This is a genomic window from Candidatus Odyssella thessalonicensis L13 (assembly GCF_000190415.1).
Classification (GTDB): Bacteria; Pseudomonadota; Alphaproteobacteria; order Paracaedibacterales; family Paracaedibacteraceae; genus Paracaedibacter; species Paracaedibacter thessalonicensis.
In genome coordinates, this window is record NZ_AEWF01000003.1 from 346,756 (window position 1) to 366,406 (window position 19,651).

Annotated in this window: 19 protein-coding genes and 1 other RNA gene; 2 read left to right on the forward strand and 18 right to left on the reverse strand. The window is 43.5% G+C overall.

The genetic code is table 11. The annotated features are described in order from the left end of the window. Positions 1-55: 55 nt before the first annotated feature. From HMO_RS0107075 to infA, 5 genes are all read right to left on the reverse strand, one after another. Entirely contained in the window at positions 56-781 is a 726-nt protein-coding gene (locus tag HMO_RS0107075; RefSeq protein WP_010300547.1) for a hypothetical protein, read from the reverse strand. A gap of 433 nt (positions 782-1,214) precedes the next feature. Continuing rightward, positions 1,215-1,597: RNase P RNA component class A (gene rnpB, locus HMO_RS15570), an RNA gene on the reverse strand. Positions 1,598-1,632: 35 nt separating this feature from the next. Continuing rightward, on the reverse strand, positions 1,633-1,809 hold the full coding sequence (locus tag HMO_RS14165) for a DNA gyrase inhibitor YacG (RefSeq protein ID WP_010300558.1): 177 nt from the start codon (positions 1,807-1,809) through the stop codon (positions 1,633-1,635). Further along, positions 1,806-2,663: a ribonuclease E/G gene (locus tag HMO_RS0107085; RefSeq protein ID WP_010300563.1), complete on the reverse strand. Its 858-nt coding sequence runs from the start codon at positions 2,661-2,663 to the stop codon at positions 1,806-1,808. The genes HMO_RS14165 and HMO_RS0107085 overlap by 4 nt, the downstream gene beginning before the upstream one ends. Beyond that, a complete protein-coding gene (gene infA / locus HMO_RS0107090) occupies positions 2,663-2,881 on the reverse strand; it encodes a translation initiation factor IF-1 (protein ID WP_010300566.1) in 219 nt (72 codons plus the stop codon). Before infA ends, HMO_RS0107085 begins: the two co-directional genes overlap by 1 nt. 276 nt (positions 2,882-3,157) lie before the next feature. Between infA and HMO_RS17030 the strand changes: the two genes are divergently transcribed. Next, positions 3,158-3,319 carry a hypothetical protein gene (locus HMO_RS17030; RefSeq protein WP_010300569.1) on the forward strand — a complete coding sequence of 54 codons (162 nt, stop codon included), beginning with the start codon at positions 3,158-3,160 and terminating at the stop codon, positions 3,317-3,319. 242 nt (positions 3,320-3,561) lie between these two features. Here the strand turns inward: HMO_RS17030 and HMO_RS0107100 are convergent, their stop codons facing one another. Next, a complete protein-coding gene (locus HMO_RS0107100; RefSeq protein ID WP_010300571.1) occupies positions 3,562-4,845 on the reverse strand; it encodes a DNA-packaging protein in 1,284 nt (427 codons plus the stop codon). A 220-nt stretch (positions 4,846-5,065) separates the two neighbouring features. Beyond that, entirely contained in the window at positions 5,066-6,106 is a 1,041-nt protein-coding gene (locus tag HMO_RS0107105) for a hypothetical protein (protein ID WP_010300573.1), read from the reverse strand. Between the two features lie 302 nt (positions 6,107-6,408). Between HMO_RS0107105 and HMO_RS0107110 the strand changes: the two genes are divergently transcribed. Beyond that, positions 6,409-9,855, forward strand: a complete 3,447-nt coding sequence (locus tag HMO_RS0107110; protein WP_010300575.1) for an indolepyruvate ferredoxin oxidoreductase family protein — start codon at positions 6,409-6,411, stop codon at positions 9,853-9,855. Positions 9,856-9,872: 17 nt separating this feature from the next. On the opposite strand, the gene HMO_RS0107115 is transcribed toward HMO_RS0107110, so the two are convergent. The 11 genes from HMO_RS0107115 to HMO_RS0107165 all read right to left on the reverse strand — a co-directional run bounded on the left by HMO_RS0107115 (position 9,873) and on the right by HMO_RS0107165 (position 19,468). Further along, positions 9,873-10,895: a patatin-like phospholipase family protein gene (locus HMO_RS0107115; protein ID WP_010300578.1), complete on the reverse strand. Its 1,023-nt coding sequence runs from the start codon at positions 10,893-10,895 to the stop codon at positions 9,873-9,875. A 67-nt stretch (positions 10,896-10,962) separates the two neighbouring features. Further along, a complete protein-coding gene (locus HMO_RS0107120; RefSeq protein WP_139016846.1) occupies positions 10,963-11,502 on the reverse strand; it encodes a hypothetical protein in 540 nt (179 codons plus the stop codon). 350 nt (positions 11,503-11,852) lie between these two features. Then, positions 11,853-12,569, reverse strand: a complete 717-nt coding sequence (locus tag HMO_RS15560) for a thiamine diphosphokinase (protein WP_010300581.1) — start codon at positions 12,567-12,569, stop codon at positions 11,853-11,855. Between the two features lie 230 nt (positions 12,570-12,799). After that, positions 12,800-13,525, reverse strand: a complete 726-nt coding sequence (locus HMO_RS0107130) for an RNA methyltransferase (protein WP_010300583.1) — start codon at positions 13,523-13,525, stop codon at positions 12,800-12,802. 4 nt (positions 13,526-13,529) lie between these two features. Further along, positions 13,530-14,888, reverse strand: a complete 1,359-nt coding sequence (gene cysS, locus HMO_RS0107135; RefSeq protein WP_010300586.1) for a cysteine--tRNA ligase — start codon at positions 14,886-14,888, stop codon at positions 13,530-13,532. Between the two features lie 9 nt (positions 14,889-14,897). Further along, positions 14,898-16,256 (reverse strand): glutamate--tRNA ligase, encoded by a 1,359-nt coding sequence (gltX, locus tag HMO_RS0107140; RefSeq protein WP_010300589.1) that lies wholly within the window; start codon positions 16,254-16,256, stop codon positions 14,898-14,900. 64 nt (positions 16,257-16,320) lie between these two features. Then, a complete protein-coding gene (locus HMO_RS0107145) occupies positions 16,321-16,902 on the reverse strand; it encodes a malonic semialdehyde reductase (protein WP_010300592.1) in 582 nt (193 codons plus the stop codon). A 210-nt stretch (positions 16,903-17,112) separates the two neighbouring features. Further along, the gene (locus HMO_RS0107150; RefSeq protein ID WP_010300595.1) at positions 17,113-17,769 is read right to left on the reverse strand and encodes a hypothetical protein; all 657 of its coding nucleotides are present in this window, start codon (positions 17,767-17,769) and stop codon (positions 17,113-17,115) included. A gap of 347 nt (positions 17,770-18,116) precedes the next feature. Then, positions 18,117-18,866: a flagellar type III secretion system pore protein FliP gene (gene fliP, locus HMO_RS0107155; protein ID WP_010300599.1), complete on the reverse strand. Its 750-nt coding sequence runs from the start codon at positions 18,864-18,866 to the stop codon at positions 18,117-18,119. Beyond that, positions 18,863-19,141: a hypothetical protein gene (locus HMO_RS0107160; RefSeq protein WP_010300601.1), complete on the reverse strand. Its 279-nt coding sequence runs from the start codon at positions 19,139-19,141 to the stop codon at positions 18,863-18,865. The genes fliP and HMO_RS0107160 overlap by 4 nt, the downstream gene beginning before the upstream one ends. Further along, the gene (locus HMO_RS0107165) at positions 19,142-19,468 is read right to left on the reverse strand and encodes a hypothetical protein (protein WP_010300604.1); all 327 of its coding nucleotides are present in this window, start codon (positions 19,466-19,468) and stop codon (positions 19,142-19,144) included. It abuts the gene before it with no gap. Positions 19,469-19,651 lie beyond the last annotated feature (183 nt).

The window sequence follows — 19,651 nt, forward strand, 5'->3', positions numbered from 1 at the left end:
AGAAAAAACCCCTGCGCAAAGCAGGGGTTTATCTTTTATAAAGCTTGCTGACAAGTTAGGCAGCTTTTGCATCTTCTTTTGCTTCTGCCTTAGGCTCAGCTTTCTTTACATGCTTTTTAGCTTTTTTGTGGTGCTTTTTCTCGCCAGGCTTATAGTCTGGATTAGCTAAACGGTTAGCTTCTGACTCATCAGTTGGCTCAAACTGTTGATAACGCACAGCGCAGAAGAATTTTGAACCGGTGTCATTCTTCTTGCCAAGAATTGCAGAAGAGCTGTAAGCTAGTAGTTCAAACTTTTCTTCGCTGGCTTTACCTTGGCGCTCATTGTCGACGCCAGGAGTTGTTTCAACATAGTTAACAACTGCTTTACCGTTGCTTGAATTGCGTAGAGCAGCAAGGATTTTTTCTGTCATTGGCATGCCTTGGCCATCGCGCCATGTATCGGCACCTGACATTGTATCCCGACCAACTTTACGAGGGTCAAGTTGGTTAACAGCATAACGCCCATTCTCAACACAAATAATTTGACCTCTGCGATCATCTGATTTTGTGAGCTCAGCCCAACGTAGACCAGCTTGGTTTTCACGGTTTTTACCGGAACCAGCACCGTCATGTCCATTCAAAAAGTTGAAGGAATTTAAACCTTTATCTTTGAATAGCTCGCTTAACATATCCATCCGATCACGTGCTTCATCTGCTGTCTGTTCATTGCCAGCAAAAGTCCCACTGATGCCTGCGACCAGAACTGCAGCAACAAGTGCAAATTTCATAGATTTTTTCATACCCATCTTCTCCTAAGGGAAAATTCATACACAATTTAATGCTAATCATAAAACTGACCAAAAACAAACGATTTCATTAAAACTTTAAATAATATTAAGAGAAGGTTAATTTTGGGCGAAGCCTAGATGATGAGACTTTTAGGCTTATTATATAAAGAGTTACAGATTTAGAGCCGTAAGTGTAGAGAAGCTGGTCTGAGGAACGGCCTTTGCTACGTACCTTATGCTTTTGTCAATCTTGACAGGGCGCTTATAAGAGTTGAAACGTTTCTGCGCCTTATCAACACGTAAGTAAACATCTTTAGAGATACTATTTTTGCAAAATTATTTCTATTTGGCTGCAAAAACTGCAAATTTACTGGAGAATAATGGCAATTTGAGCTTTCTTCGAAAGCTAGCAAATACTTCACGCCTATCTGAAGAGAATTTAAATATTGTCGACCAATCTATAAGCCGGGTTCTGTCCATAGCAGTCGCTACTGGATGGTCATTCATCTGGATTACTTGTTACCAAGCATCTCAAGCAACCTACCCGAGTGACATGCAGGGCGCATGGTTCATCATCTGATGAAGTTCACTCCTATTTGGTCTTGCTCCGGATGGGGTTTACCCTGCCACTTCAGTTACCTGAAGCGCGGTGCGCTCTTACCGCACCATTTCACCCTTACCTGGCATAACGCCGGGCGGTATAATTTCTGTGGCACTTTCCCTAAAGCTGGCCTTGACGCCAACCCCGGCGGACGTTATCCGCCATCTTGCCCTGTGGAGCCCGGACTTTCCTCGGAAACACTTTTCCGCGACCATCCGATTGATCGACACTAGATGATATATTAATGAATTTAGATATAAAATCAAGTGTCAGAGACAATTTTTAAAGGAATTTCAGTTTTTTCTTCATCTTCGGGATTATTAACAGGCACGCGATAGTCTTCATTAAGCCATTTGAGTAAATCAATATTTTTACAATGCCGCGAGCAAAAGGGAGTAAATTCTGTGTTAGTAGGCTGGTGGCAGATAGGACAAGTCATAAATTAAAAACCTTTCTGTGATGCAAGGGGCTACGACGTTTGACGCGACTTAGTTCAAGGAAACCTAACTTTGAAAAGCCATGAATCGTAATGCCATCATTAAAATACGTTAAGCCTTGAGTTAATTTCTCAATAAGTTGCGGACGGTGGCCTTGGCCATGATCAATAAATTCTATTAGAATACTCCCTGATAGGGTGCGCCAGGTGATTTGTTGTCCTAAAATTTCTGCAGCTTGTAAATTCAGCGACTCAGTTTTACCGATCCCGTTAATATCTATAATGGTTGCCGCAGCGGTAGTCTCAATTATTAAATTCCCGCCGGGAAAATCAACGATGGGACATTCTAAGAGGGCCCAACTGTCTTCAAGCCCATATTCTTCAAATAAATTATGGGAAACGAGCTTTAAGGCTAAGGTTGGGTGTGCTGTTTTGCAATAAGCCCTTAAACTAATCATAACTTCCGCATTATCAACCAGTAATAACTCTAAGTTGTTGAAGAGGGGAAGAAGTTGCTCCCACAGCGAGAGCTCTTGAATTATCCTTCGGGTCAAAATCGGGGACTTAAAGCCTTTCTCTGCGGTATCAAAAAAGGACTCGCGACTAATTTGCACCGTTACACTCTGGCCGACATTTAACGGGGGAAAGTGTTTTTCTTGGGGCAATAAGCCCGATCCAAAAGAGCACTCAACCCAATAATGGCGTCCTTCTTTATGACGCACCACTCCTTGATAAGTTTGCGTATACAAAGGTTGGCGATTAAGAGTGTCCGCATCAAGGTGGAGTAACGTACAATCACGCAAAATTGCCGCCCGAATAACAGATTCATGGCGGCTAAGGATCCCGATGAGAGGCATTATTTCTGCCGGAAGATGATGCGGCCCTTTGTTAGATCATAGGGGGTCATCTCAACGACGACTTTATCACCAGCGAGCACACGAATACGATTTTTACGCATACGTCCTGAGGTATGTGCTAAGACAATATGCTCGTTTTCTAGCTTAACCCGAAACATCGCATTGGGAAGCAATTCAATAACGGTGCCGTTGAATTCAATTAAATCTTCTTTTGACATTAAAAATCCTAGTTAAATTGGTACACTTATCTATTTGAGGCTAAATCACTTAAACGTCAAGTTTATTTTGCATGAATTGATATATCGGTTAGGAAAATAAGCTTATTACTTTCCCTGTGACCTGGTATTCAACTTAGCTAACTTAAGGTATAAATAGGGGCGTTTCTTCTTAAAACATAAAATGCTAATTCTTATATCTTAAATGTTTAGCACGAGCAGCTAAAATTAAATAGCCCTCAAGTTTAATGATAAGTTAGTAAAATAAAAGGATTCAAGATGAGAATAACAACTAAAATAAGAAGGGCTGTGTTAGCCGGTATAACTGCGGTGAGCAGTATGGAGCTCAACTCAGGAAAACGTGGAACTGGTAAGCGACACAGCGAACAGCAGGAAACTGAACAAAGTACCAAAAGGTTTAATGATACTGGCAATGGATAAAGTCTCTTCGCTTGCTGCAATTTTGCCTTCTGAAGAATTTAGACGTTAAGGATGGAGCAGTCCGAATAAGAATGTGTTAAATTGAATTAAACAAATACACCAAGACTTTCAAACAATCGCCTAAGAGCAAAAACAGTTTTCGGCTGATTTTCGCGTTCCTGCTATCGAATCATTAACACCTTGCTAGGATGACGAAGGTTTAAAGCATTGCGGATCTCAGATATTTTTATACCCTCGCTTCTTTATCCCCAAATTTTTAGTTTTGGTTGTTTTTCACTCTCAAGAAGAAGTTCAGTCAAAGCCCAGACAAGCGCATCCATGCGATCAGGGGATTTATGGGTAAGGCCCGGGATGTAATCACACATTTGTTGCTCTAAAATAGAGAGAGGCTGAGCATGGAAAACCCTTTTCTGCTCATACAAAGCGGCAATGGGCTCGGCGCGGGTATACTTACCGCGCGTGGCTCTAACTGATTTCAAAGGAATGGTGGAATCAAAGGCTTTGAGGACATTTTCTACTAAATCGCCGCCTTTGTTAATTTCAACAATGATACGATCTGCGCGCAAACGATAAAAACAGTCAACAACACGCCGTCCCCAGTCATGAGGTGAAAATTTACCACTGTGATCTTCAAGTACATAGGCCTGCTTGTGGGTATCAATGCCGGCAACAATAATGCCGGTCTCATCGCTATGATCATGGGTGGTGGTGGCGGGATCAATGGCAATCACAATCCGCTCTAACTCTGGGCGATGGGCTGCATCATATAAGGGCTGCTGGTAAGAAATCATGCTGCGTTGCCACAAAGCACCGGCTGTTTCCGTCAACATTTCGGCATATAGTTCCTGGGCCCCGAGGCGTGTATTGAGAAATTGTTTGCGGATCTGTTCAATATAGGCGGGGGCAAGATTGCGAATATTATCAAAGGTCGAGCCTTTCGTGAGGACCACCTCGGGAGAGGCAATTAAGTCTTTCATTAATTTACTGGGGCGAGGGGTGGTGGTGACAAGGCAGCGCGGATTCTCGCCTAACCTCAAACATAATTGCAGCTGTTGCCAAATATCTTCAGCTTTGCGGAATTTGGCGAGCTCGTCGACCCAAGCACAATCAAATTGTGGTCCCCGCAGCTGCTCGTAAGCTTCGGCCCCAAATAGCTGAGCAATAGCGCCATTCGGCCACTTAATAATCCGTTGGGTGGGGATATAAAGGGGGCGTTCGTGCAGGGGATGCACATTTAAAAGACCACTTTCGCCTTCAACCATAACGCTGCGAACCTCATGCAAACTGCCGCCAATGAGCGCAATCCGTTGACATTTTCCCTCGCGCACCCACTGACGCAAAGTTTCGGCGCCGGTGCGCGTTTTACCAAAGCCGCGGCCCGCTAAAATTAGCCAGGTTCGCCATTCCCCTGAGGGCGGTTTTTGATTATCTCGTGCATTAAGTTGCCAATTATAGCGCTGCTTTTCTTGATACCGCCGTTTTAACTCTTGGGTTAATAAAGCTTTAAGCTGCTGGCGTCGCGTCATACCTTCTCCCTTGAAGGGGGGACCGTCTCTAAATTCCGCCGATTCGCGGAAGTCCCTCCCATTATTGACGTTTTAGTCGTGTTTGCTGACAAAGAGATCTTTAAGAAACTTATAAGATTTTTTGGGGAAGAATATAATTAGGGCAGTTTTTGTCTGCCCTGAAGAGGGTTTATCGAGAGGAAAAGGCTTATTTAGAAAAGTTTAAAATTAAGAGTTATTATTAATTACCTTTAGAGGATTTATTCTCCTTAAGATAGCGTTGTATCTCACTCTTCCATGCTCGTTCATGATCTTGAGTGGCTTGAGTTTTTATTATAATTAAATAATCAGTTTGCCGGCTATTATAACTCAAAATACCGCCTTTGATAAGGATAGGATCCTTAAAAAACCAGCAAATAAGATAATCGGCCACTCCCTTTAATTGAGGAACCGCTGGGGCAATACTCCTAGAATTGTTTGAAGCAGTATAAGTTTTATTATACTGCTTATATTTTTCAATAATTGAGTCATGCAGGAGCTGGGGATCCCACTCACTGGGAATTTGATCAGCTTCGCCCCGGAACTCTTGATAAGACTTCCCATAAAAGTTAAATAAAAAATCCCGATTAAGAGCGATCTGATTATCTAATTCTTGGGGGATTTCTTTTCTTCGCGCAGCATAACTATGTCCACTTGTTAAATGGAGATTATACGGCTTGCCAAGAGCAGCACGATAAGAGTTATCATAATTCTCATAAGCGCTGAATCGGTAGGAAGAATGGATATCAATTACTAGCTCTCCGCCAGGCTTTAAAAAACTAGCAGCATTAAATAAGGTCCAGACATTACTTAAAGTTGTCTCCCAGTTCCGTTCCAGAAGCACGATATCAAATTTACCTCGATAGCTGCTAAGAGGATATAGGTGACTATGAGTAATATCTAACTCATCATTTGCTTTCAGGAAGTCCCACCTTTGTTGTTGTTGCTGTTTATCCAGCGGCGTATAAGTCGTACCGAGTTTATAATAATGAGGGATATAAGGCTCAGGGTCTTTGATATTGACGCACCACGCATCTAAATGACGATGATCTTCCGTGGCGGTTGCAGAGTCTTCATGGCTACAACCAATGATTAAAATGGCTTTCTTATTTTGGTGCGTCATGGCGTCAAGATAAGAATTTAAGGAGGCCCATGCTATTTGAGCCGGGACTTTCTCTGCCCCCATGGCGCTAGTCTCAAAGATAATTAGAAATAGTTTAATAAATGCTGAGAGTATTTTCATTTTATATTTGTCTTTATAAAGATCGAACTAATCTTTTTATTTTAGTTGTTTTCCTATAGGTTGCAAGAATTTTAAAAGCCGTGATGGGATAACATTGCGTTAAGGTTTTGAACGCTAGCTTAGCAACATTTTATTAACTTTCCATAAATTAGTCATTGTTTTCACGGCACCGTATTTAGTCCCGAATCAGGCAGTAAAAATTTAAAAGCTCCCAAGGCGGGGTAATTATCCATAAAAACTGGTAGCAGTATTGATAACATTTAATTAAAATAAGATAAAAATGCTTAAGGTGGGGGAGCTTTATGTCACAGATCGTTCGTCACGTTGATCTAGAGGATAAGTACAAGCTTGATTCAGGTCACGTTTTTATTACCGGAACGCAAGCTCTTGTGCGATTGCCTTTAATGCAGAGCCGTCTTGATAAGAAAAATGGTTTGAAGACGGCAGGGTTTATCTCGGGTTACCGCGGCTCTCCTTTAGGGGGATTTGACCAAGCTTTATGGAAAGCGCGTCAATATTTATCTGATCATGATATTCGCTTCCAGCCGGGTATTAATGAGGACTTAGGTGCCACCGCCGTATGGGGCAGCCAACAAGTGCATTTATCTCCCCAAGCAACTGTGGAAGGTGTTTTTGCCATGTGGTATGGTAAAGGTCCAGGGGTCGATCGTACCGGCGATGTTTTAAAGCATGCTAACTTTGCGGGCTCTTCTAAATTTGGTGGTGTCTTAGCTTTAGCAGGCGATGACCATGCCTGTAAATCTTCCACCTTACCCCACCAAAGCGAGTATGCTTTTATGGATGCCTTTATTCCGGTTATCCATCCTGCAACTGTGCAAGATGTGCTCGATTTAGGTTTGTATGGTTGGGCTTTGTCGCGTTATGCCGGGGTGTGGGTCGGCTTTAAGATGTTATCCGATACCGTTGATACAGCCGCGTCTGTAGCTGTAGATCTAGATCGTTTCCAGATTAAACTGCCAGAAGATTTTGAGATGCCTGTGGGGGGGCTCAATTTACGTTGGCCCGATGCGCCTTTAGAATTAGAACGGCGTATGCATGATTATAAAATGAAGGCTATAAGCGCTTTTGTCAGGGCCAATGCCCTCGACCGCCCCATCTGGAAATCTAAGCCCGCGCGTATTGGTCTAATTGCGGTCGGCAAAGGCTATATTGAATTAAGGCAGGCTTTGGCGGATTTAGGAATCGATGAAAATAAAGCTACAGCATTGGGAATCAATTTATATAAAGTGGTTGTCTCTTGGCCTTTAGAAAGTGAAGGGATTCGAGAATTTTGTCGAGGGCTAGAGCAGGTCATTGTTGTCGAAGAAAAGCGTCCTCTGATAGAAAATCAGCTCAAAGAGATTCTTTATAGCCTGGCCCCTGAGCAGCGGCCAACCATTCTAGGTAAGTTTGATCAGGACCAGCAGCCGCTTCTACCCTCAACCTATGAGTTAACAAGCCAAAAGATTGCAGCGGCCTTAGCACGGCTATGGCAAAATGTGCATGGTTTTGAAGCACTGCGTTCAATCTTTAAGCAGGTTATTGAGGAAGAGACGCAAAAAACAGCCGCCGAGGCAAAGTTATTACGGCTTCCCTATTATTGTTCGGGCTGTCCTCACAACACCTCAACTACTCAGCTCCCGGAAGGAAGCCGGGCTTTAGCCGGTATTGGCTGTCATTATATGGCGACATGGATTGATCATCGGACAACTACCTTTACTCAGATGGGTGGTGAGGGAGTGCCATGGATCGGCATCGCTCCCTTTACCCAGGAAAAGCATATCTTTGCTAATTTGGGCGATGGCACTTATTTCCATTCCGGTCTATTGGCGATCCGTGCCGCGGTCGCGGCTAATGTTAATATCACTTATAAAATTCTTTATAATGATGCAGTGGCCATGACGGGCGGACAGCCGGTCGATGGCCCGTTAACCGTTGGTGATATTACTTATCAGTTGCATGCGGAGCGCGTGCGTCGGATTGCCATTGTCACGGATGAGCCAGAAAAATATCCGCGCACGGCGCAATTTGCGCCCGGTGTCACCATTCACCATCGCCGCGATTTACCTCAAGTCCAAGAAGAATTAAAGAGCACCCCGGGCACTACTGCCTTAATCTATGATCAAACTTGTGCTGCAGAAAAGCGCCGTCGTCGTAAAAGAGGGCTTCTAGTTGATCCTAATCGCCGGATCTTCATCAATGAAGCTGTTTGTGAAGGTTGTGGCGATTGTAGCAAGAAATCAAACTGCTTGTCCGTGGTTCCTTTAGAAACTGAGTGGGGCCGTAAACGAGCAATCGACCAATCAAGCTGTAATAAGGATTTCTCCTGTGTTAATGGCTTCTGTCCTAGCTTTGTCTCGGTGATTGATGGTAAAGTGCGTCGGCCAGACGCCGCCAAAGCTCCCGAAGAATTATTTGCTCAACTTCCGCTACCTCCAGAAGTAAGCTTAAGGGACCAACCTTATAGTATTTTTATTACCGGGGTAGGCGGCACAGGCGTGACCACCATTGGTGCTTTACTAGGAATGGCAGCCCACCTGGAAGGTAAAGGATGTTCAGTGGTTGATATGGCCGGTTTAGCGCAAAAAGGTGGGGCAGTTGTTAGCCATTTACGAATCGCGACACGTCCTGAGGACATCCATGCCACCCGAGTGGCAAACAATCATGCCGATCTTATTCTCGGGTTTGATTTGGTAGTTACTGCCAGTCCGGAAGGGATTCAGAAGATTAATGCGAGCCATACCCACCTTATTGTTAATACGTATCAATCCATTACGGGCCATTTTACCAAAAACCCGGATTATGTTTTTCCGCAATCTTCCATGGAGAGCGATATTCTTCAAAGAGCTGGCCAAGACTATGTCAGTTTTATTAATGCTCAAGAGATTGCCACAAATTTGATGGGCGATTCTATCATGACTAACCTGTTTATGGTCGGTTATGCCTTGCAGAAAGGACTTTTGCCGCTCTCGCCGGATGCTATTGAGGAAGCGATTGCTTTGAATGGGGTGGCGGTGGAGGATAATAAGCGGGCCTTAAACTGGGGACGGTTAGCGGCCGTTGACCCTAAGAAAGTGCAAGAGTTTGCTCACCGCGACCATCCTATAGACACCGATCATCAGTTAAGCGAGACCACGGACGAGATAATTAGCCGGCGTGAACGCTTTCTTGAGGACTATCAAGACAAGGCCTATGCCGCACGTTATAGGCGGACTCTTGAGCGTGTCAAACAAAGCGAAGCCAGACTGGGGACAGATCAATTAACACGTATTATTGCTCAGTCTTTATATCGGTTAATGGCTTATAAGGATGAATATGAAGTGGCGCGCCTTTATTCGAATGGCGATTTTCTCCGCCGGCTTAGGCAGCAGTTTGACGATAAAGCTAAATTGGTATTCCATTTAGCCCCGCCGTTATTGGCACGACGAAATGCTCAAGGAGAACTGCAGAAAATGACGTTTGGCTCGTGGATGATGACAGCTTTCAAAATATTAGCTAAGCTTAGATTCTTACGCGGCACAGCCTTGGATGTTTTTGGCTATACCGCAGAGCGTCGCCTAGAGCGTCAATGGATTTCTGATTACCAGGCTGCCCTTGAGCGAGTCTTGGAAAAAGTAACGCCCGAGACGCTGGCTCAGGCTTGCGCGTTAATGGAGCTGCCGCAAAAGATTCGCGGCTATGGGCATGTTAAAGAGCGCAACCATCAGTTGATTAAGCCCCAGTGGGATCAAGCCTTGCAAGACTGGTGAGTCTTGTTTTGGCTTTTTTAATTCTGCAGCATTTTTGCGGCTCGGTCGATTAATTCCGGATTGTCTTTAATGTAACTTAGCGCTGCCTCTTGAATAGCTCTCAGATTAGTGGGGCAATAATTGTCTAAGGTTAAGTCGCGCGATAGACTTCCATTTAAACGCACCAGTTGATCTGCAGATAAGAGCTTGGCAGAGAGCTGGCAATACATGGTGCTAGCCGACTTTATCATCATATCACTAATAGGGGCGGCCCATTTTAACGTTCCCATGGTTGAGGCATATTCATAGCTGATGCCGGTGTTAAAGGTACCCGTGCCAAAAGATACCATTTTCAAAGTGGGCAGCACCCCCCAGCCATAAACTTCTATTAACTGAGTCAGGGTGACGGTACTGGGGTTATTGACTAATAAGCCACCATCACATAAAGCATCCCCCTTCCACAGTGTGGGAGCAAAATAGGTGGGGGCTGCCGTGGACGAACGGATGGTAAACCAAATCGGCGCATCATCCTCAGGGCTGTTTCTCGCTACCTTGGTATCGAAGACTTGCAAGCGTTGTTGAGTGATATTGGTGGCAAAGGCCATAACATGATGGCATTTTAGGTCGCTTAATTTCATTTGCTCGAAATTTTCGTTTAAAATGCTTTCAAATTTTGAGGGATCATACTTGGGCCCTGTTAAGCCATCACCATTTTCAAAGTATTCCCAATCGGTCTGATAGAAGATATCTTGGCCGTGGTTTATATATAAGTTTGCTAGAGTCTCTAAGGGTCTGTCGATGGCCAGGCCAAAGCCAAGAATAGAACCGGTCGAGGTACCTGCAATAATTTGCGCATGCTCTGAAATTTTACCATTGAGGCGGCCTTCTACCGCTTTCATCAGTTCTATAGTATAAAGCCCTCGCATACCGCCGCCATCAATGGTTATGGCTTTAGTGGGAAGTGCGAGGGGCTGAAGGATGCTGGTGGGGGAGACTTCCTCAACGATTGCAGTTGAAGCGATAACTTGTGTACCATACACTAAGCTTTTGAACCATTCCATATAGACACCTTTTATAACTGTGACGGTTATAAAATTAGTCTATATCAGAATTTGTTAATATTAAATTTCATTGCTTACGGCTCTTACCGTCAGACCCAGAATTGCGAAGTGGACGATTACTACGAGGGGAGGTAAGTGCTTTTTCAGTTTCAGCATCAGAATCTGAACAAATCAACTCTTTTATTATATAAGGTTCTAGGGCTTCATGCTTCTCAGGAAAGCGTCTGCGAAGGCTTTTTACATGGTGAGTTATGAACATACCAAAGACATTCCGCTGGGTTTGCACCGGATCTTTCTCGTGTTGAGCTTGATTCATTCCCTCAAAAATGCACTCCCAGCATTGAGCAAGGGCTGGCCCCTTATGGACAGAGGGAGGAAAGGGCTTAGTTTTATCACTAGAGGATGAAGTATGATTAAATAGCAGGGCTATGAAGTCTTCAAATTCTTCTTTAACCTCAGGGAGAACAATTCCTTCAAATGCTTTGGTAACTTCCGAATAAGTATAAAAATGATTTTTATTGGAAAAGGGGGTCTCACTTTCCATCGCCCCAGCAGCAGATAGAAAACCTGCAATTAATAATGTAACTTTTAATAAGGTAACTTTCATTTTCTTAAATTTATTTAAATTGTTTATATAAAATATATAACAGTTAACCATATTATTTTTCATAGGGCACATTGCCGCAGCTTTAAAGCAAATGGAGGCTTTGATGTATAGCCTGAGTAAATAATTTCAAAAAGTAATAGGAATATTTAATTTAAACAATATCTCATAAAAGGTCTGGGCTAAAAAACTAAAAGTCTTCACACTCAATATCTTTAAGGACAAAGCAGGCAGTCTTAAGGGCTAACTCATTCTCTGAGGACAATTAAAGGAGAGACAAGCCAATCTTTAAAAGTGAAGAAGTGTTTATGGTGGCTATTCTTTATTGTGTCTATGGTACATACTCTTATGTCTCATAACTTAATTGGTCGCACCATAAGGGCTTCTCCACTGACTGAAATAGTGACAGGTGACGATTTGATAATATTGCAGGCACTTTCCTGTTCCCCCAATCTGAGAGAATAGTTATTAAGTTCCCACTCTAGTCCTTTTGCGCCTGCTTTTCCCCGTGAACTCCCAACCGCTGCAGGAAAACCAAATAGTCCAAATTTCCCTCCTATCGGAGCTTCGAAAGTTACTTCTTCATCCTGTAGAAACTGAGTAATTTTATTTGAAGTTTGGAGAGTTATTGAAATACCACGCTGATATTGTCGCTTAAGAATTGAAAAGTTTGCTAGTGTATGATCTATTCTATCGCCGCCAAGGGCACAGGTTATAATAATGCTCCTTGCTCCTCTATCCTTGCAGAATTCGATACCCTTTTCTAGATCAGTATAATCTTGATTTAATGCTGGAATAAACTCCACCTGCTTGAAGGCAGAACAAGCTTCCTCACTTATGGAATCCATATCTCCCAAAATAATCTGAGGTGTTAAACCATGCTGAAGAAGCTTGTTAGCGGCTCCGTCCAAAGCGACAGTCTCACAAATTTCCGTATATTTCTCCACGACTTCTAAATCAAACGGCCCATTGGCCACAATTAAGAATGAGTGTTCATCTCGTCCTGAAGCGAGTAAATCACCTGACCACATAAAATTTATGATTGATAGGACGTATAGATAAGTTTTCATAAGCTTCTCCTTACAAAGCAGTAATATCTTAAGCTCATACCTTTGCTTGGTCAACAGCTCAGCTCTGGCAAACAGAGTCTTGTTAAGAGCTTTTCAGGGGCACTCTAAACATTTATGAGGAAATGGATGGTGTTTACTGCCAATTGCTTTTAATTAGTTTTAAGTAGAAGTGAATTCTTCGCTTTTAAAAGAATTCCATACTTAGGATCGGCCCTCGTCAGAAGCCTACTTTAAGATCGCGGTGATTTTGAGAGCAAGTTAATCATGCCCCATAATGATCTTAAATCTTGTTCGGTCGGTTGCAAACGCGTGAAGACATTCTCCAGATTTTGCTTCATTAACGGTTTTTTGCCAGGAACACGCCAATAATTGATCGCATCGAGCTTGGCTTCAAGAAAGTTAAGGAAGGCTTGTAGCTGGGCTTGTGGGGCCGGGCAAGTTTCCCCATAGACCATGGTGGGAGTGGCAGTACTGACATAAGATGAAAGCTCGTAGGCTATAATTACACTCGCCTGCGCTAAATTCATGGAGGAAAATTCTGGGTTTACAGGAACTTGAATAATACTGTGACAGCGGGCCAGGTGTTCGTTAATAAGTCCTGTGCGTTCAGGGCCAAAAAGAATACCAACCTGTCCACTTTGCGTTTGCGCAGCGATAAGATTGGCTGCTGCGCGAATGGGAACATATTCTTTAATGAGGTGACGTTGCACTGCGCACGTGCCATAAAGCCAATGGATGTCGTGGGTCGCTTGCTCAAGGGTTTCATAAATTTTGGCAGTTTCCAGGATAAATTCCGCCCCCGCGGACGTGGCCAAGGCTTTAGGATCGAGAACATCACACTGAGGCGCAATTACTCGCAGTTCCTTCAAGCCAAAATTTCCCATGGCTCGAGCCACGGCTCCGAGGTTCTCAGGGAGCTGGGGGGCTTGTAAAAGAAAAATGGGCGAAGCCGTCATTGCTTTATAGACGGCGCCAGGTGGTGCCAGCGGGCGAATCTTCTAGAACAATTCCCATATCAGTTAACTGCTGTCTTAAGCTATCTGCTTTAGCAAAATCTCGCGCCGACCGCGCTTGATTGCGTTGCGCAATTAAAGCCTCCACTTCGTCCGCATTGGCAAGTGTTGCCCCTTTGAACCAAGCCTCAGGGTCTTGTTGAAGAATACCTAAGAGATAGCCTGAAGCTTTTAGTGTCGACGCTAACTGTGATTTTTGTTGAGGATCCTCTGCTTTGTTAGTAGCGGTTGCTAGCTCATGTAAACGGGCTAGGGCTAAGGGGACATTTAGATCATCGAGGAGCGCGCTCATCATCTGGTCGTCAATGCCCCCCTCATAAACCTTAATGCCGCGTAAGGCTCCGTAGAGACGATCTAGACTCGCTTGGCATTGGTGGATAAGCTCTTTGGAAAGATCTAAAGGCTGGCGATAATGAGCGCTCATCAGCATATAGCGGAGCGATTCCCCCGTAAACTCGCTTAATAGCTCACGTACCGTGTAGAAATTGCCTAAGGATTTAGACATTTTTTCCCCATTAACGGTCAAATGGCCATTATGCATCCAGTATTTAGCAAAGTAATCTGTTTTATTAGCGCAGCAACTCTGAGCTAACTCATTCTCATGATGAGGAAAAGATAAATCAATGCCGCCGCCATGGATGTCAAAGGTTTTCCCTAAATACTTCTCGCTCATGGCCGAACATTCAATGTGCCATCCGGGACGACCGCGACCCCAGGGGCTATCCCACCCAGGTGTTTCCGCATCCGAAGGCTTCCACAAAACAAAGTCGCCTGGGTCTCTTTTATAGGGGGCTATTTCAACGCGGGCCCCTGCGAGCAATTCATCGTGGTTGCGGCGCGAAAGTTTGCCATAAGCGCCAAACGTCTTGACAGCAAAAAGAACATGACCCTCCGCCGCATACGCATGACCGTTGGCAATCAAGTCCTCAATCATGTGAATCATCTCAGGTATATGATCGGTGGCTCGCGGCGTAACATCAGGAGCAAAGGCTGCTAGAGCTGCCATATCCTCATTATAAGCTTGGATGGTTCTTTCGGTAATAGTGCGAATGGTTTGGCCTGACGCTTTCGCAGCCGCGTTAATCTTGTCATCTACATCAGTGATATTACGAACGTAGGTAACCTTAGGATAAAGTTGGCGTAAAAGCCGGCTTAGAATGTCAAACACCACCACAGGACGTGCATTGCCAATATGGGCAAAATCATACACGGTGGGTCCACACACATACATCTTTATATGGGTGGGGTCTAAGGGAACAAAATCCTCTTTTTGACGAGAGTAGGTATTGTAAACTTTTAAGTGCATCGTATTTCTCTATCCTTCGACTGATAGGCGCTTAACGACCCGCTCGTAGCCAATCAAAGGGAGGAGATCTTTCATCTCCGGCCCATGCGGATATCCCGTAAGCGCTAGACGCAGTGGCATAAAAAGTTCACGGCCTTTCCGCCCTGTTTCAGCTTTAATTGCTGTGGTCCACTCGCTCCAGGTTTCTGTGGTCCAAGGCAGGGGCGGAAGTAGCTTTAAGGCGGTCGCTAAGTAAGGCGCCTCATTGGCTAGGGGAGCAATCTCACTAAAGAATACCTGTTGCCAATGGGCCAGCTCTGTTAGGTTTTTAATGTTGCCACGGATCTGGTGCCATATCGTTTCCGTAATGTCCGCCGCTTCCAAATCTTTGAGTCTGGAGACTAAAGCTTCGTATGGCCAAACCTGATAGATTTTATGGTTGAGGGCTTCTAAGTCCTGCATGTCAAACCGAGGCGGGGTGCGGCTAAACGTTCCCAAATCAAAGCCGCGCGCTAAGTCATCTAAGTTGTAATGTGGCTCAATAGGCTGAGAGGTGCCCAACCGAGCTAATAAGCAATTAATTGCCATGGGTTCAATGCCTTGGGCACGTAAGCTCTGTAAGCTTAAGGATCCCAAACGTTTTGAAAGCGGGCTGCCATCAACATCCAAAAGCAGTGAAGTGTGACCAAAATGAATAGTCTCTGCCCTCCGACCTAAAGCTTCAAATAATTGGATCTGCACTGCGGTATTGGTTACATGATCTTCGCCGCGGAGAATATGAGTAATCTGGGTATCAATATCGTCCACAACAGAGGTTAAAGTGTAAAGATAAGCTCCATCTGCCCTTATTAATACGGGATCACTTAGGTGAGCGCCGTGAAAAGTAGTGTCGCCCCGGATCAAATCTTGCCAGGTGATTTCTTCGGGCAAGAGCTTGAAGCGCCAATGGGGACGGCGGCCCTCTGCTTCAAAGGCCGCTTTTTCCGCCTCTGTTAACTTAAGGGCGCCCCGATCATAGATAGGAGGCTCTCCTCGGCCCATTTGGCGCTTGCGCTTAAAGTCTAATTCTTCAGGTGTCTCATAACAGGGATACAAGCGACCTTCTTCAATAAGCGTTAGTTTCATTTCATCATAGCGCGCAAAGCGATCCGATTGCTTTATAAAGCTATCGTGAGTCACTCCTAACCAAGCCAGATCTTGCTTAATAGCGCTGGCAAACTCTTCTTTTGACCGTTCAAGATCGGTGTCATCTTGACGCAGTAGAAAGTGCGCCTCTTGGCCATTAAGTTGATGCTGACGCATGAAAAGCCAATTAATTAACGCTGCTCTGGCATTACCAATATGCAGCAATCCAGTGGGACTCGGGGCAAAGCGAACACGAATTGTCATTTTTCTTCTTTTCTTTGAAACTCTTATCCCTAATTTACCTGGGGAAGTGATGGTATTTCAAGGATTAATCAATACGACAAGCCTCAGAAAAGTCGAATCGTGGACTGCGTGGGTGAAGAACTGAAGCATCGCCAAAGCCCAAATTGCACAAAATGTTAGATTTTGTGGAAGTTCCTTTAAAGAAAAGTTCATCAACTTTACTGTTATCAAACCCTGACATTGGGCCACAGTCAACACCGCAAGCTCGGGCTGCCAAGATAAAATAAGCCGCTTGCAGGGATCCATTCAACACTGCAGTGCGTTCAATTAATGACTGATTGCCAACAAACCAAGAGCGGGCGTCAACATGCGGAAATAATTTGGGAAGCTGCTCATAAAATTCCATATCATGTCCTATTATTGCGGTGACTGGGGCTGATAACGTTTTGTCAATATTACCCGGCGCTAGACAGGGGCGTAATTTTTCCTTCGCTTCTTTCGACTGGACAAAGACAATACGCATAGGTGAGCAGTTGGCACTGGTCGGCGCCATTTTTGCTAGATCATAAATCTTCTGCAAGGTTTCTTGGGGGATAGATTTATCCTGCCAAGCATTATGGGTACGTGCATCAAGAAATAATTGCTTCAAAGCGTCTTGCTGTATCATTGTGTCCTCTGTAATAAAGGGTAGGTATCTATAAAAAGGATAATGAATATCCTTCAGAGGTCAAATGAGACCCTCCCAAATTTTATAGTAATCAGAGGAGATGTCAAAATATCTTATTATAAAGTAAGGGAAAATATAACGAATAAAGAGGCAGAACCTCTAAGTAGATGCTTAACGCACGGAGGCACGAGTGCCTCCTAAAAGATAGTTTTAGTCTGTTTTGTCTTTAGAATGTTGATCACTAAATGACTGATACCACCACATGGATGTCCGATCACATGTATGGCTGATCCCGTGACGGAGCCAGTTAAACGCCCGCTGGGTCGGCTTGATGCAGAAGTGATTTACAGCTGAAATGTTGCTCAAATAATAAAGACCGATTGCTGCGGACGGTACTGCGAGAGAAGAAGGAAATCGGTTCAGTTTGTCATTCCAAGTAAGTTGTTCTTTAATGAACGCAGCTTTTTCTTGGCGTATAGCTTTGACTTCATGAATATAAGGACTATTTTTGTCAAATTTATAATAGCCGTCGAATGTTAATAGGGCATACGAGGTCACAAGAAAACCCCCGGCAATTGTTAGATTTAGCATATCTTTAAGTAAGAAATTATAGGCTTTTCTCTGATCCTTAGAAGCAATAGCTTTCAGGCTAGCGACATCTTCACTTAACCTCTGAAGGCCTTTCTCTAAGTCTTCGAAACGTTGAACCGTCATGGTTAATTCTTGACGGCTAGGGGGAAGAAGCTCTTCGCCTTCTTGCTTGGCAGGCACCGTTCCGGTTGTCACAGCCCAATCGCTAGCAAAGCTACTCTCGATAGTAAACTTTTGCAGTATTATAGCAATAGTAAGATAAGCTAGTTTCTTCATAGTTTTTCCTTTATTTTGAGATGTAATAATTGGTGGGCAGTTATAACTCCGTTGAAGAAAGATATAGAAATCTTAACCCTTGGGTTACGCATGCCAATTAATAGAGGTGTGAGGTTATAGGCTAGATTTATTGAGTAAATGGTAGGAAAAGGGGGAATCCTGCCCTTGAAATGAAAAAATGACACCCTATGGATTGCCTTAGTAAAATAGTGAGATGGCGCCGGTTTTTATTGTTGTTCTTCCGACGCCTAAAACATAAATAACAACGATAAAAATATTTTCAAGCTTTTTTTGGAAACTATTTAAATTTTTTTAAAGCTAGGTTTTTACATTTAATTTTTCGGTATTTAACTAAAACTATTTACTAAGCTACCTGAGAGCAAATGCCATCCATCAATAAGAACAAAGAAGATAATCTTAAAAGGCAAAGAAATCATTACCGGCGGTAGCATCATCATTCCCATGGACATTAAGATGGCTGCGACCACTAAGTCTATAATAAGGAACGGAATAAATATCAGAAACCCAATTTCAAAAGATCTTTTCAGCTCACTAATCATGAAGGCAGGCACCAGAACCTTTAAAGGCGTATCTGATGGTTTTTCTAAAGTGCCGGTCCGGGATAAATCTAGAAAAAGGCCGAGGTCTTTCTCACGGACATTTTTCAGCATAAACTCTTTAAAAGGCTCGGCAGCTTTATAAAGGGCTTGTTCTTCAGAGATTTTCTCTGCAATTAAAGGGGCGATTCCATCATTATAAGCCTTCTCAAAAGTCGGAGCCATTACAAATAGAGTTAGAAACATTGCTAGGCTCACCATCACCATATTCGGCGGTGATTGCTGTAGACCGAGGGAGGTCCTCAAAAAAGATAAAACGACAACCATACGGGTGAAGGATGTGACCATAATCACCAGAGAAGGAGCCACACTGAGGACCGTGATTGCCAGAAATAGCTGAATTAGACGAGCACTAAATGAGCCTTCCGCATTCCCGAGATCAAGTGTTAAGCTTTCTGCAACTGCCTGGCTTAAAGTTAGGATCAGAATAGTTAAAAGGCTAATGTAGAATTTACGGTGATCCCTTTTAATAAACTTCACTGGCAACTCCCGTCTAAGCGGTCACTTTTATCTAAAAGTAAACTGGTTTCTCCCATTAGGATGACATAAATAAAGTTTTTATCGCATAAGCGGATTATTTGATGCTTATTATCTAAGGGTAGCCGATCAATAATGTGAAAATCTGTCGCCTGGATAGGATAAAGCTTTATGTTTGCTTTATTTAATATCCAGCGTAGTCCATATAAGGAGCCAATCATAAAAAAGAGAACGCCGATAAAGGATAAGGTCGCGTAAAAAATAGAGGGCGCATCCATTTAAAAGATTTTTCCTTGATTATAGGCGCGAATTCCTCGATTACGATTCTCAATAATACTCATATCTGTTGACAGCTCTTCCATGCGCTGCTTTAAAACAGTTAGTTTATCAGATAACTTGTCGGCAAATAAGCGCATTTCTCGCCGTGCTGATTCCTGTTCTTCTGTAGTGAACTGGCTCAACTGAGTTAGTAACCCAGAAAGTTTTTCTTGCTCTTGGGTAAAAGTTTCGGAAAGAGCCTCATTTTCTGGCATGCTCAAGAGTCGAGCTTGTAGCGTATGAAATTCTGATAAGAACTGCTGGAATGCTAAACTTAATGCTGACATTACATACACCCGTATTATTAGGTTAGATACCTATAGTGTATTCAATTTCTATCAATCTTGTCTATTTTGTAAAAATGTTAATAAAATTTAACCTAAAGGTTTAGAGAGCAATAAGGTGATCCTCAGCCAGGCATAATTTAGAGGCATTTTGCTGAGGATTAAGCCTTATTTGTTCACAGCAAT